A 14,221-nucleotide genomic window follows, 5' to 3' on the forward strand; every position below is an offset into this window, starting at 1 on the left:
TATAGGAATTTTAAGATTCGTCAAGTGTTTTTTGTAAATTTTACTAATTTTTTTATCAAATTTAGGATGCTAATTGATGAACGCCCAAACCTAATAGGCGACTTGTGCCATTGGCGGTTTTTTGTACTACGATCTGTGTGCTGATTCGCTCTTTTAGTGTCGTAACATGTGAAATGATACCGATCATCTTGCCTTCATCTTGTAGTGCGGACAGTGTTGATAGAGCGACATCGAGTAGCTCTTCATCCAGTGTGCCAAATCCTTCGTCTAAGAATAACGAATTGATGATGATATTTTCACTACTCATGGCGGACAATCCAAGTGCTAATGCAAGGCTAATGATAAAACTCTCACCGCCAGATAAGTTTTTGGTGCTGCGTTCTTCGCTACCTTGATGGGTGTCGATGATATTGATTTCAAGTAAGTTTTTCTCATCATGCGTATTGTGCTGAAGAATATATCGTTCACTCATGCGTTGTAGTATCGCATTGGCATGATGTAGCATGAGTTGCAAGGTAAGACTTTGCACAAAATTACGGTATTTTTTGCCATCGGCTGAACCGATAAGCTCATTTAATTTACGCCAAATGGTAATATCTTGTTTCTTTTGATGGATTTCTTGGGTTAACTGGCTGTGTTTTTCACGATCAAGTGTCGCATCAAGTAAAATCTGCTGATTTTTTCCTAAGTTTTGTAGCAGGACTCGTTCTTGCTGTACAATTTCTTGTTTTTGGGCTTGTAACTCGGATAAAGAGACTTGCTGACAGGTGGTGTCTGTCAGATGTTTTAATAGCTGTTGTTCTTGCTCAAGGGTCTCACAAGTTTTTTTGATGGCGTAATCGATGGCATCTGACTGGTTCTGTAAAGACAATCTATCTGCTTCTTCAAGATAAGATACTAAAAAATGTGCCACATCATTAAAGCCATGTGTAATCAATGCCTGATGAAATTCATTGGTAATGCCGTCAAACTTGCAATTAAGATGATTCAATCGCTCATTGACTTCCTGCTGTCTTTGCTTGACGGCTGCTAGTGTATGCTGATGCTGATGTTGTGCTAGTGTTGCTTGGTTGAGTTGTTCGCTCGCCTGCTCGATACGCTCCATCAGCTGGCGTGTCTCATTCTCAACATCCTTATCATCAAAAAGTGCCCATCGCCTTTGCTGTAAGCTACTAAGCTGCTCGGTGATGGTTTGTAGTTGCTTGGATATTGCACATTCATCATCGCTTAGAGTCTGTATTTGTTGTTCTTGATTGCTAAGGTGTATGTCAAGCCCATCAAGTTTTCGTTCTAACTCTTGATATTTGGTTTTGGCGTGTTGATGATGTTCAAAATCTTGTTTGATTAGATGAATGGTTTGCAAGATATTGTGGTGAATTGCCGTCCAATTTTTAGGGTTAGTGTGTGTGATGATGGGGATGTTTTTCCCTAGCTTATGGCAAAGATGATTAATTTGCCCCAAAGTTTGGTTGATGTCATCGGTCAGCTCATCAAGCTCCTGCTGGCTGTTGGCGAAACTTTGCTTGGCCAAAGTGATTTGGTTGCTAATTAGCTCGCCGTCTTGTTTGATTGCTTGACAGGTCTCATTTGCCTGATTGAGAAGGGTGGTGATTTGGGTGATTTGTGGTTCTAGTGCTTGATATTGTTGCTGTTTTTGGTGCAATTGGTCAAGAGATTTTTTGATTTGTATTTGATGATTGGATAGTTCATCTGGCGTGATGGTTGGTGTTGGTAGTTTGTTTTCTTGGGTGAGTGTGTTGATTTTTGTGATAAGATCGTTGATTTTTTTGTCGTGAGCATGACTCTGGGCAGATAGCGTTGCTAACTGATTTGCGGTGTTGTTAATGTTGTTTTGTAGGATAAGGTTGTCCTGAGTGTGCTTTTGCAAAGCACTGTTTGTTGTTTTTAGGTGCTCACGAGTGTGTGTGATAGTCTCATCAATGTTAGTGTCCACTTGGGTTTTGGTATGACCGCTATTATCCTTGTAAGGATGCTCACATGAGCCACATAACGGACAGGGCTCGCCTGTGGCTAATTTTGCAAGGCGTTCTTGTAAAATTTGAACTTCTTGTTGAAGGGATTTATTATTTTCTAAAGCAATAAGTGTATTTTCTGCTTCTGCTAATTGCTGCTGTAGTGTATTTATCGTCTGTGTTAGCTGTGATGATCGCTCGTTGTCCGCTTTGATGGTGTTTTGGTGTTCATTGATGAGCAGATGGCGTGCTGATTGTTCTTGATATAGTGTGTGTAATTCGGTGCATATATGATACAGCAAGGTGTGCGTGTGAATGCTTTGTTGCAATGACAAGCCGTAAGAATGTAGGTTGTCGGTCGCATCAGTACTGATGTTATTAAGATCTTGCTGTAGTTGGCTGTAAGTTTGTTGATGGTTTTTTAGTTGAGAGTTGGCATATCGATATGCATCTCGTTTTTGCTTAATGTCTGCTTCAAGTGCATCAAGTTTGGTTTTGTTTTTTTGGGTGTGTTGTGATAGCTGTTGCCATCTGACCTGTTGACGGTCAAACTCTTGTGTTAGGGCAGTCAATACACCTAAGTCTTGACTATCATCGTCACTCATGTTTTGAATACTCTCCTGCAAGCTAAAAAAATCAGCTTTAAGGGCGGTCTGTTCATTGGTAAGTTCGCTTAGTCGCTGTTTGGCTTGGTTAAGTTCATGCTGTTTTTGGCTGTGCTGTGTACCAAGCTCGATTTGTTGCTGACTTAGCTGAGTAATCTGTGTATCAAGCCCTTGTACTTCTTGGAGTAAGGGGGTGGTGGTTTTTTGAGCTTCTTTGGCATCCTTTAGTGCTTGATTGGCAAGTTTTTGTTTGGTGTTTGCCTGCTCAAGTAGGGTCTGCATGCCTATTTGTTTTTGGCGAAGCTCGTGCTGTTCATTGGTCAGCTCGGTTTTTTGTTCGTTTAGATTTTGGTAATGTGTGTATGTACCGTACAGTTTTAGTGCTTTATTGGCAAGGTGCAATTTATCAAGTTGTGGAGCAAAGTTGTTTTTTTCGTGTTCGTACTTTGCCAAAGATGTGGTCAGGTCGGCGATTTTTTGTTCGCAGGCAAGTTTATTTTCTTGGGTTTTGATGTGTTTGTCAATGTTGATAAGCTGGTCTTGATGGGTTTTTAGTGCTTGTTCATCGGCATGAATGCTTGCCTTTAGGGCAAAAAAATCATCATCACTCATGACTTGATTATCGTCAAGTCTGTCTTGTAATACAGTCAGTTCCTGAAGTTTTTGTTTTTCGGTCAAGTGGGCTTGCATGCTGATTTTGGCATAGATTTCTGTACCGGTGATTTGCTCTAAAATCTCACCTTTTTCGCCAGCATCCGCCTTTAAAAAAGCAGCAAAATTGCCCTGTGCAAGCATCACCGACCGAGTGAATTGCTCAAAAGTCATGTGCATGATTTCTACAGCTTTTTTATCACAAAGGCTTGGCTTGGTTTCAATGAGTTCGCCTTGGTCGTCTTGGGCGTGCTTAATACGGCTGATTTCTCGGCGAATGGCTTGAAGTTTGCCATCTGCTTTGTTGCCTGCTCGCCGTTGCTGCCACGCAAAGCGATACAATTTGCCCGCCATGTCAATATCTACTTGTGCTGCACATTCGCCTGTTCCTAGGCTCATCAGCTCATTTTGACTGGCACTGATTTGTTTGATGCGTGGCGTTTGCCCATAGATGGCAAGACAGATGGCATCTAAAATGGTGGTTTTGCCTGCACCTGTCTGACCGATGATGGCAAATAAGCCGTTACGTATGAAAGCATCACTACTAAAATCAATGTGCCAGCTGCCTTTAAGGGAATTTAGGTTGGTAAATTTTAGACTTAAAATTTTCATGAATCATTCTGCGTGTTGGTCGCTGTCGTGTACAGCACTCAAAAGAATTTGATAAGCGGTTTTAAGTTGTGTTTGTTTGCTTTCATCAATGCCTTTTTTGTTGAGTAATTGTGTAAAAATATCCATCTCACTGAGTGATTTTATATTCAGAGCTGTCGGCTGTACGGCAAGGGTCTTTTTATACAAAGCCTGATTTTGTATGCTTAATGCTAAGATATTGGTATCTTTTAATAGTTCTCGTATGTCTTGGGTAAGGGTGGGGCGTAGTGCAGATCCTGTATAGATAACTTCCACCCAGATGCTGTTAGGTTCGTCATAAAGCTGGGTAAGTTCATTGATGATATCATCCCAATCACCCGTGATGCGAGCCAGTCTTTGGAATACAGGAATGGGCAGGGTGTGAATTTTTGGTGGTTGTTCATCAGTAAAATCAATAATGAGTACTTGTTTGGATTTTCCTACTTCTCCAAAACCCATGGCAATCGGTGAACCGCAGTAGCGAATGTGTTCACAGCCTGCAACTTTTTGTGGTGCGTGGATATGACCTAAGGCAACATAATCAATCGCTTCATCAAAAATACTGGCAGAGACTTGCCCAAGCGTGCCGACATACAGCTCTCGCATGCCGTCATCATGAGATGATGTGTGCGACCCTGCAATGAATAGATGACCCGTGGCAATGATGGGGACTTTTTTGTGATGCTCGGTTAGAATGCGTGCTTGTTGCTCTTTGGCATGGGTGGCGAGTTTCTTGTAGTGGTTGGCGATTCCGCTTATGGTATCATATTCTTTATTTTTTATATCATCAAATATCCCACTATCACGAACATCTTTATCACGCAAATAAGGTACGGCCAGTATGATGGCTTCTGGTATGTCATCGTTATTTAATATGAGTAGCTCATCATCCACTTGACTGCTTGCCATGCCGATGACATGGATATTTAGGAAAGTTAAGATGGATTTTGGGGCGTCCAAGAAGGTTGGGCTGTCATGATTGCCTGCGGTGATGATGATATGGCGACAACTGCTTTTAGCAACCATACCCAAAAAGCGATAATACAGTTCTTGGGCTTTGTTGCTGGGTGTCATGGTGTCAAAAACATCACCTGCAACAATCAAAACATCAACTGCTTGAGTGTTGATGCAGTCCACCAACCAATCCAAAAACTCGGCAAACTCTTCATAGCGTTGCTGTTGATGAAGTCGTTTGCCAAGATGCCAATCTGAAGTATGTAACACACGCAAAGTAGTGGTACTTGGTTTTGGTGGTGGAGTGGTCATGACATAAAAGCTGTGTGATATTGATAAATATGGGTGATAGCACGCTTAACGATAAAGATGGGTTTTATACAACTGTCTTTACGGTTTTTGCTTTATCAAGGGCGGTATATAATCGATTGACTTCATCGGCAGAAGTTAAGTACAGTTTGGTTCTTAAAGCGTGAAATCTGCCTGTTTTAGATGGTTTGATTTGAATGCTGGCAGCATCAAATTTAGGAAAAATCTCTGCCAAAATTAAAGTAACTTCATGCAACAAAGCATCGTGTTCACCTTCATGACCAATGATACTGATGGGATAATCCATTGGAAAATTCCAAAGCTCTGGGTTTTGGATTTCTGTGCGTTTGGCATTGGTTGCGGTGGGTTTGCGGTTTAGGTTGGTAAGTTTCATAGCGGCTACCTGATTATTTATTATGTTATTTGGTGTGGTAAATAGATGGAGTTTTGCGGTGGTTTTTCAAGTTGTCTGGCGGATTGTCCTAAGGACTGTTTTTTAAGTAATCCATCAGAAACGAAAAATAAAATAACCACGCAGGGTGGCTATTTTATTGTCAAAAGCTGATTGGTTAAGCCAATCCTTGACTGACTTGAGCGGTCCGACTTGCCCTTTAATCATTTTCAAGAAATGAACGCAGATGCTCAGAGCGAGAAGGGTGGCGAAGTTTACGCAGGGCTTTGGCTTCTATTTGGCGAATGCGTTCACGGGTAACATCAAATTGTTTGCCAACCTCTTCTAGGGTGTGATCAGATGCCATGTCAATGCCGAAACGCATTTTGAGTACCTTTGCCTCTCGTTCGGTTAGGTTGTCTAGCACCTCACGAGTTGCTTCACGCAACCCTTCAGCGGTGGCACTATCTACAGGACTTGAGATGGTGTTGTCTTCGATGAAATCACCCAAATGGCTATCCTCATCATCACCAATCGGAGTCTCCATAGAGATAGGCTCTTTGGCGATTTTTAGGACTTTGCGAACTTTCGCCTCGTCCATATCTAAGCGTTCGCCCAACTCTTCTGGTGTGGGTTCACGCCCCATTTCTTGCAACAGCTGACGACTAACACGGTTAATTTTATTAATCGTCTCAATCATATGTACTGGAATACGAATTGTGCGTGCTTGGTCAGCAATAGAGCGAGTGATGGCTTGGCGAATCCACCATGTGGCATAGGTGGAAAACTTATACCCACGGCGATATTCAAACTTATCCACAGCTTTCATAAGACCGATATTACCCTCTTGGATAAGATCAAGGAACTGCAAGCCACGGTTGGTGTATTTTTTGGCAATGGAGATGACCAAACGCAGGTTGGCTTCAACCATGTCTTTTTTAGCACGGCGGGCTTTTGCCTCACCGATTGCCATTTGGCGAGCCACCGCCTTCATGTTTTTGACATCCATCTGTAGTTCATTTTCGTGAGCTAGGATGTTTTCTTGTAGGGCGATGACTTCAGGTAATACCTTTTCTAATGTCTCAGCAAAGGCAGGTTTGCCATCAATGCGAAGGCGTAGCCAGTCAAGATTGGTTTCATTGCTTGGAAAGGTTTTTTTAAACTCGTCAATCGGCATCTTGCCATGACGCACCACCAAACGCATGATTTTGCGTTCATTATTACGAACATCTTCATACACTTCACGCATGAGCGTCATGACTTGGTCAGATAGACGGTTATTTAGTTTAATGAGCATAAAACGAGATGCTAATGCGTCATAAGCTGCCTTAGCTTCCTTGCTACCACGACCGTGCTTTTCTAGGGCTTGTTGTGATTTGGCAAATAGAGTTTGAATCTCTTCAAAGCGGGTACGCACTTCTTCAGGGTCAAGGTTGCTGTCATCATCGCCGCCAGCAGCATCCATACTTCCGTTTTCTTCGTCATCGTCTTCTAGGGCATTAACTTTGTTTTCTTCTTTGATGTCTGTTAGGTCGATTTCGTTGTCATCTTTGAGTTCAAATTCATCATCACTAAGATTTAAAAATCCTGAGACGATATCGGAGATTTTCTTTTCGCCTGTCTCGATTTGGGCGTATTCATCAAGCACGAATTTTACTGTACCTGGCCAGTAAGCCATAATGTACTGCACTTCTCGAGTACCTTCTTCGATGCGTTTGGCGATGCCAATCTCACCTTCACGAGTCAGCAAATCTACAGTACCCATCTCACGCATATACATACGCACAGGGTCGGTTGTGCGACCTGGCTCGGTCTCAACGCTCGCTAAGACGGCAACGGCTTCATCGGTAGCCATGTCGTCATCATTACTTGAGCTGGTCAAGATGATGTCATCTTCATCTGGGGCAACTTCGTATATAGGAATGCCTACATCGGTTAGCATCTGAATGATGTCTTCAATCTGGTCGCTTTCTGTAACTGATTCAGGCAGTTGGTCGTTGACTTCGGCATAAGTCAGATAACCTTGTTCCTTGCCTAGCTGAATCAAAGTCGCTAGCTGAGAATTAGAATGTTGTTCGCTCATGAATACTCGCTTTGTTATTATTTGCTTGACCTAAAAAAATACTGGATATTATAGCACAGATGCTAACAATATGGGGGTATTTGTGATTTTTTAAACCCTTGCTAAGAAATTTATGTCTTGATATCAAAGTCTATCCTAACATTCACAAAAACTTCAGACAAAAGATAAAACTTAAGCTAGCAAAATCACATAAATATCGGTAAAATAACCAAGCTGATTTGACATGATGGGTTTTTTATAAGTGAGTGATTTACCCATGATATTACTCATTGAGATATTACCAACTGGTTGATTTATGATTGTACGATTTACCCCAAAATTTATTGGTTTTGGCACGCTATGTTTGCTGATTTTTTTGGTTGCCTGCCAAAAGTCGGACGAGCAAGATATAAGTACAATCACGGCACCGAGCGACACGCAGGTAAGCGTGCAGATGGATGCTGTGGTGGGGTGTTATACCGTTAGTCATGATGAGCCTGCTCAAATAAAAATCAGTCAAGATGATGGCGTTTTGGTCATGCAGATGAAAGAACCAAAAGGTAGCTCATCTGTTTGGGATAAACCCGAACCACTTGAAGTGCTGAATATACCGACAGGTTGGCGGTATTTTAAAGCAAATGGATTTGATATAAGTCAAGATGATATTGAACAGATTGTTGCACGAAAAGATGGTGCGATGGTTTTGGCACAGGTCAAAGAATCCATCAAAAATATCAATCCATTGTTGGATAGTCGCCATATTATGTATATTGTTCATGGCTCAAACACGGTTTATCAAGTGTCTTGCGATGATGATTTGATTGATTTACTTTGATTATGTTTGTGGTTGGTTGGTGTGTCAATCTTAGATTGATATCAAAGAATTTATAAGATAAATAGCGTTGATGAGATAAAAAAGGTGTCTGATGGGTATTGTTGGTTCTATCATTTTTGGGGCGATTGTTTATGTGATTGGTTTTGTCATTCATCGCAAGCACCTTTTACGCCACCAAGTCAATCACGAACGATTCTCTCTAACACACCCACTGATTATTAAATATCTACTGGCTTGTTTTGTCATCATGCTGGCGGTTAGTGCATTGGTTGGTCGCTTTTTATTAAACCACGAAACATTTGACTGGGCGTTTATCATCATCAACAGTCTGATTGCGACAGTGGTATTTTATTTTGGACTCAATCCTGACACCACCCAGATGAACTTACCTAATTAAAAAACCGAATTATTAATATCTTTGATTAATAATTCGGTTTTTTGATAAGTTTTAATGAAACCGCTCAAATTGTCAAAAATGATTGACAGATGATAAGAAGGGCTTTAATATCTTACCGTTTAGTGTACTTATGTTTATGATTTTGGAGTGAAATTATGTCTAATAAGCTGTTTGATTTGATTGAATCATCGGGTGCAAAGTGGGTGGATTTTCGTTTTACGGACACGCATGGTAAAGAAAAACACTTAACTTTCCCTGTCTCAAGCATTGATGAAGATGTTCTAGAAGACGGCAAAATGTTTGATGCGTCAAGTGTGGCAGGCTGGAAAGGTGTTGAGGCATCGGACATGATTTTGTTGCCAGATGCTAGCACAGCCTATTTAGATCCTTTTTTTAGTACGCCAACCATCGTTGTTGCTTGTGATGTTATTGAGCCTGATACCTTACAAGGCTACGCTAAAGACCCACGCTCTATTGCACGCCGTGCAGAAATTTATCTAAAATCAACAGGGATTGGCGATACTGCGTTCATCGGACCTGAGCCAGAGTTTTTTGTGTTTGATGAAGTCAAATGGGATATTGATATGTCAGGTGCTAGAAGCCAAGTTATTGCAGAGGCGGCGGCATGGAGTGCTGATAACGACTATCAATGGGGTAACTTAGGTCAACGACCTGCGGTCAAGGGTGCTTATGCAGTTACTGCTCCTGTAGATCACTATCATGAAATGCGTTCTGTGATGTGTGACCGCATTGAAGAAGTGATGGGGGAGGGTCGTATCGAGGTGCACCATCACGAGGTGGCAAGTTGCCAGCTTGAAATTGGTATCTCGTTTAATACCTTGCTTAAAAAAGCAGATGAAGTACAGCAGTTTAAGTATATTGTACAAAATGTTGCCAATCAATTTGGCAAAACTGCAACCTTTATGCCAAAACCGCTAGTTGGTGATAATGGCTCTGGCATGCATGTCAATATGTCCATCTCAAAAGATGGTGTCAATATGTTCTCTGGTGATGAGTATGCAGGACTATCTAAGATGGCACTATATTTTATCGGTGGTATCATCAAGCATGCTCGAGCATTAAATGCCATCACCAACCCAAGCACAAACAGTTATAAGCGTCTTGTGCCACACTATGAAGCACCGATTAAACTGGCATATTCGGCATCGAACCGCTCGGCTTCTATCCGTATTCCACATGTCAACAGTCCAAAAGCGGTGCGTATTGAAGCTCGCTTCCCTGACCCATCAGCCAACCCATACCTGTGCTTTGCTGCACTCTTGATGGCAGGTCTTGATGGCATTGAAAACAAGATGGATCCAGGCGAGGCAGCCGATAAGAACCTATACGACCTACCACCAGAAGAAGAAACTCTAATTCCAACGGTGGCAGAAAACCTAGAGGTGGCACTCAACGCTTTGCGTGATGACCATGAGTTCTTATTAAAAGGCGGTGTGTTTAGCAAAGAGATGATTGACAGCTACATCGACCTAAAAATGAAAGAAGTACACCGAATCAATGAAGTGGTTCACCCACTTGAATTTGATATGTACTATCGTGTATAACCGATGAAATATAAAAAAGTGCAAGTTCGCCTTGCACTTTTTTGTTGTCAATGATTAAATAAAAACCAATGTGCTTTTTGGTATTTTAGTTGGTATTTTTTGAGCGTTAAAATAATGGTTGATAAAATCTGCACTGATGTTTTTATTGTGGGCGGGGGTGTGGTAGGCATGACGCTTGCTATTGGGCTTGCTAGCCTTAAAAAACAAGTCGTCTTGATTGATGCTAAGCCTGCCATGAGTGATGAACAGCGACAAGCAGCTTTGGCTTATCGTGATGCTCGGGTGTATGCACTGAATTTGGCAAGTTTGGCGTTATTTGAATCCATCGGTGTGGTGGACTTTGTGCGTCGTGCTGATTATACGGACATGAAGGTGTGGCAAAGTGATGGGCGTGGTGAGTTAAATTTTGCCAAAGAATCTATTAATCCGCCGATTTTAGGTAGTATGATTGAACCCATCGTCATCGATGAAGCACTATACAAACGAGCACGCCAAGCAGATTTGGCACAATATTTGACCGTGCTACATGACAGGCGGGTCGATGAAATCTTTGGCTTTGATATTCGCCATGACGGCATCAGCCTTCGCCTTATTTGTGATGCTGGCAACACCACCCTAGTGGACACCAAGCTGTTGGTGGGTGCTGACGGTAGGAGTTCTGTTGTTAGGCGATTATCTGGCATTTGGGTGGACAAACTTGACTATCAGCAGACCGCCATCTGCTGTGCCATCAAGACTGATAAGCCACATGAGCATACTGCACGCCAAGCCATGCTACCATCAGGCACACTGGCATTACTGCCTTTGGCAGATGTATCAGCAGAGGATGATGGGTGTTGGCATTCGGTGGTGTGGACACTACCCACTCAAATGGCAAAGGAATATTTGGCACTACCCCATGATGAGTTGATGCATAAATTAGCTCTTGCTAGTGGTTATGAGCGTGGGCGGATTCATCGCATTGAGTCTGTTGCCAGTTTTGCTTTATCTGCTCAGGTTGCCAAAAGCTATACCGCACCGCATACTTTACTGATTGGTGATGCTGCTCATGGCGTGCATCCTTTGGCAGGACAGGGGTTGAATTTAGGATTGGCGGATGTGGCGACATTGCTACAGCTTATCAGGCAGTCCGACCAAGACAGCAAGCATTTATTGCGTCGTTATGAGCGAGAACGGTGTTCATATAATAAAGTGATGATGCATGGGTTTTCGTTGATTAACTATGCTTTTGCAGGGAGTTTGCCACAAAAAGAGCCACTGAGATTTATTCGTGCTGAGATGGTAAATTTGGTGGGTAAATCTCGCTTGTTGATGAATTTTTTTAATAAAAAGGCAGGGGGTGGTTAGGTTTCATTCATAAAGATTGATTGATTATTTTGGCTTGGCATTTATATGGGCAATCTTATCTTACCACTTAAAATCATGTTTCTGTGAGTAATGGCGTATATCCGAAAAACAATAAAGCCATGATGATCAGTCATGGTTTATCATTAACCTAATGCGCTAAAAAACACCATAAAAATCGGTGAGATGATATTGGTAATAAAACCAAAACTGATGATGGTGGGAATGATTTGTGTACCGCCTGATGCGGTTAAAGTTGGCAAGGTGAAGTCAAGACTGGTAACGCCACCAAGCCCAATCGCCGCTGATGATGAACGACGCATCATCCAAGGGATAAAGATGAATGCAATGATCTCTCTTAAAAGATCATTTAGTAGGGCGACACTACCCCACACTGCCCCATAAGCATCGGTCATCACTGTACCAGAGAGTGAATACCAACCAAAGCCTGAGGCGAGTGCTAGACCTTTTGTGATGCTTACCTCGTCAAATAATAGAGCAAAAGCTACACCACCAAAAAGTGTCGCCGCCGTAAAAATGACACTAATTTGTAAGCCTCGCTTGTTTAGCATCGCCTGTGTTAATGTAACACCAGACCCCTTTAAGCTGACGCCCACAAGGAATAAAAGTAGCATGAGCAGTGCGGTGGTTGTACCATTTGGTGGTAATAAGATTGGGGGTAGAAACCTTGCCATGATAAAACCCAGTGCCAAACAGCTGATCTGCATCAAGCTACCATGTAGGCTGATTTTGGTCTTTTGGGCAGGGGATTTGCTGTGATGCTTAATGGGAATAAGTTTGTCAAAAAGATACAGTGCAACTGAGCCAAAACCAACAGTGAGTGCGGTCAAAGTGCCTAAATATAAAGTAATTTCGTCAATTTTTTGGCTTAAATTATCTACCAAGCCAAGCTCAATACCAATGACGATGAGAATTAAAAATACCAAATAATTAAGCAAGCGTTCGGCAGTGATTACCCAGCTTGGGCGACTAGGTAAGCCAAATCCGACAAACATTGGCGTTACTATTAAAATCAGCGTCAGCAATCCATTCATTATTATTACTTCACTTGCTAAGATAGGGGGTGGTCGGTTTGGGCTTGCGATCCATAAAAAAGTAAAAAACACAGTAAATAAAGCATATTTTTAGCGATAATTTTGCTACAATAACGCAAAAATTCATTGTAAGCAAGATGCAGCACACTTTTTGGCTTACAAATGGATATTGTAACATTAATATGCCACAAACGCCACAGTTAGCCTATGAATAGTCAAGCCATCATGGATTTTTTTGAAAAAATCATCAAAGATCTTTATCAAAGTGTTTATCTGTTTTTGGGTGGTTCGCTTGATGATAATATGAACTGGACCGAGCGGGGTCTGGCGTTGTCAGCGACAGCAATTAAGATTATCATTTTATTGTCCTTGATTGGCTTTATTTATTGGCTGTTGGTTTATTGCATCAAGCACGCTCGGGCATTTTTGCATCTATCCCAGCGACGAATGCGTATCATGCGTGCCATCCTTCGCTATGTGTGGTTTGTAACAAGTTTGATTGCAGTGATGATGCAGATTGGCTTTCATGCCGATACAGTTAAGGCGACAGCAAAGGCATCAGGCTGGATCGGTTTTTATTATGTGCTATGGACGACATCAGGAAGAATGCTAAGCGGTGTACTAAAACATTATGAGTTAAACGCATCGATAGAACAGCTGTTTAAAAACATGATTTTGGTTTTGGTGCTTGTTTTGGCATTGGCTAGTGTGCTTGCACAGTTTGGCTTTGATATTGTGTCATTGGTGGCAGGTCTGGGTATTGTGGGTTTGGCGGTGGGTTTTGCAGCCCAAAGTACGCTTGCCAACTTCATTGCAGGGATTACCATTTTGGTGGAGCAATCATTTCAGGTGGGTGATTGGATTCGTTTAGGGGATAAAGAGGGGAGGGTGGTGAAGATTTCATTGCGTGCCACCCAAGTTCTTGACCGTGATAATATCATCATTATTATTCCAAACTCTACCGTCGCCTCATCAGAAGTGGTTAATCTAACCTCTAAAAAGATGATTCGTTTTGATGTCAAAGCTCGCATTGCCTTAGATGCTGATATCAATCAGGCAAGAAGCATCATTGTTAAGACTTTATCGGCAGATGAGGTGGTGTTAAAACATCCAGCACCTATGGTAACTGTCAGTGAGGTGGGTGAATATGGTGTGTTTTTTATCGTGCGTTTTTGGGTTGCACCGCTGTCAGTAGCTCGTATTCCTGTCATCAAAGAGAATATCACCGAAAAAATCAAACAAGATTTGGATGATGCGGGCATTCATGCACCTTATCCGCATATGCGTTTAATGATGAATGGCGAGTCGTGGATGCAGCTTGCACCACATAAACCATCTGCTGACAACTTAAATGAAACCCTAGATGGTGCAGAACCTAAAAATCAGCTTTAATGGAACGGCTTAGGGTTATCATTAAAGGCAGTTTCGATGGTGAAGATGGCTAATGTAT

The 14,221-nt window shown here is 42.0% G+C and carries 10 protein-coding genes; 5 read left to right on the plus strand and 5 right to left on the minus strand.

Translation table 11 applies throughout. The annotated features are described in order from the left end of the window. Positions 1-61: 61 nt before the first annotated feature. The 4 genes from LU276_RS04165 to rpoD all read right to left on the minus strand — a co-directional run bounded on the left by LU276_RS04165 (position 62) and on the right by rpoD (position 7,596). On the minus strand, positions 62-3,841 hold the full coding sequence (locus LU276_RS04165; RefSeq protein WP_284674384.1) for an AAA family ATPase: 3,780 nt from the start codon (positions 3,839-3,841) through the stop codon (positions 62-64). A gap of 3 nt (positions 3,842-3,844) precedes the next feature. Beyond that, entirely contained in the window at positions 3,845-5,125 is a 1,281-nt protein-coding gene (locus tag LU276_RS04170) for an exonuclease SbcCD subunit D C-terminal domain-containing protein (protein ID WP_284674385.1), read from the minus strand. Positions 5,126-5,189: 64 nt separating this feature from the next. Next, complete coding sequence (locus LU276_RS04175) at positions 5,190-5,516, minus strand: YbeD family protein (RefSeq protein ID WP_284674386.1); 327 nt, start codon at positions 5,514-5,516, stop codon at positions 5,190-5,192. A gap of 217 nt (positions 5,517-5,733) precedes the next feature. Then, positions 5,734-7,596 carry an RNA polymerase sigma factor RpoD gene (rpoD, locus tag LU276_RS04180; RefSeq protein WP_284674387.1) on the minus strand — a complete coding sequence of 621 codons (1,863 nt, stop codon included), beginning with the start codon at positions 7,594-7,596 and terminating at the stop codon, positions 5,734-5,736. A 295-nt stretch (positions 7,597-7,891) separates the two neighbouring features. On the opposite strand from rpoD, the gene LU276_RS04185 reads away from it, so the two are divergent. The 4 genes from LU276_RS04185 (at position 7,892) to LU276_RS04200 (ending at position 11,719) form a co-directional block, all read left to right on the plus strand. Beyond that, positions 7,892-8,410, plus strand: coding sequence for a hypothetical protein (locus LU276_RS04185; RefSeq protein ID WP_284674388.1), 519 nt, complete (start codon positions 7,892-7,894; stop codon positions 8,408-8,410). A gap of 91 nt (positions 8,411-8,501) precedes the next feature. After that, positions 8,502-8,807 carry a hypothetical protein gene (locus LU276_RS04190; RefSeq protein ID WP_284674389.1) on the plus strand — a complete coding sequence of 102 codons (306 nt, stop codon included), beginning with the start codon at positions 8,502-8,504 and terminating at the stop codon, positions 8,805-8,807. Between the two features lie 155 nt (positions 8,808-8,962). Continuing rightward, a complete protein-coding gene (gene glnA, locus LU276_RS04195) occupies positions 8,963-10,372 on the plus strand; it encodes a type I glutamate--ammonia ligase (RefSeq protein ID WP_284674390.1) in 1,410 nt (469 codons plus the stop codon). Between the two features lie 99 nt (positions 10,373-10,471). Then, positions 10,472-11,719, plus strand: coding sequence for an FAD-dependent monooxygenase (locus tag LU276_RS04200; RefSeq protein WP_284674391.1), 1,248 nt, complete (start codon positions 10,472-10,474; stop codon positions 11,717-11,719). Between the two features lie 143 nt (positions 11,720-11,862). On the opposite strand, the gene LU276_RS04205 is transcribed toward LU276_RS04200, so the two are convergent. Next, positions 11,863-12,771 (minus strand): LysO family transporter, encoded by a 909-nt coding sequence (locus LU276_RS04205; protein ID WP_284674392.1) that lies wholly within the window; start codon positions 12,769-12,771, stop codon positions 11,863-11,865. Positions 12,772-12,978: 207 nt separating this feature from the next. Between LU276_RS04205 and LU276_RS04210 the strand changes: the two genes are divergently transcribed. Next, a complete protein-coding gene (locus LU276_RS04210) occupies positions 12,979-14,163 on the plus strand; it encodes a mechanosensitive ion channel family protein (protein WP_284674393.1) in 1,185 nt (394 codons plus the stop codon). Positions 14,164-14,221 lie beyond the last annotated feature (58 nt).

It is taken from the genome of Moraxella haemolytica (genome assembly GCF_030177935.1).
Taxonomy (GTDB): Bacteria; Pseudomonadota; Gammaproteobacteria; order Pseudomonadales; family Moraxellaceae; genus Moraxella; species Moraxella haemolytica.

Coding starts and splice junctions, on each gene's coding strand:
- LU276_RS04185 (WP_284674388.1), top strand. CDS start 7,892: ATGATTGTACGATTTACCCCAAAATTTATTGGTTTTGGCACGCTATGT.
- LU276_RS04165 (WP_284674384.1), bottom strand. CDS start 3,841: ATGAAAATTTTAAGTCTAAAATTTACCAACCTAAATTCCCTTAAAGGC.
- glnA (WP_284674390.1), top strand. CDS start 8,963: ATGTCTAATAAGCTGTTTGATTTGATTGAATCATCGGGTGCAAAGTGG.
- LU276_RS04210 (WP_284674393.1), top strand. CDS start 12,979: ATGAATAGTCAAGCCATCATGGATTTTTTTGAAAAAATCATCAAAGAT.
- rpoD (WP_284674387.1), bottom strand. CDS start 7,596: ATGAGCGAACAACATTCTAATTCTCAGCTAGCGACTTTGATTCAGCTA.
- LU276_RS04175 (WP_284674386.1), bottom strand. CDS start 5,516: ATGAAACTTACCAACCTAAACCGCAAACCCACCGCAACCAATGCCAAA.
- LU276_RS04205 (WP_284674392.1), bottom strand. CDS start 12,771: ATGAATGGATTGCTGACGCTGATTTTAATAGTAACGCCAATGTTTGTC.
- LU276_RS04190 (WP_284674389.1), top strand. CDS start 8,502: ATGGGTATTGTTGGTTCTATCATTTTTGGGGCGATTGTTTATGTGATT.
- LU276_RS04170 (WP_284674385.1), bottom strand. CDS start 5,125: ATGACCACTCCACCACCAAAACCAAGTACCACTACTTTGCGTGTGTTA.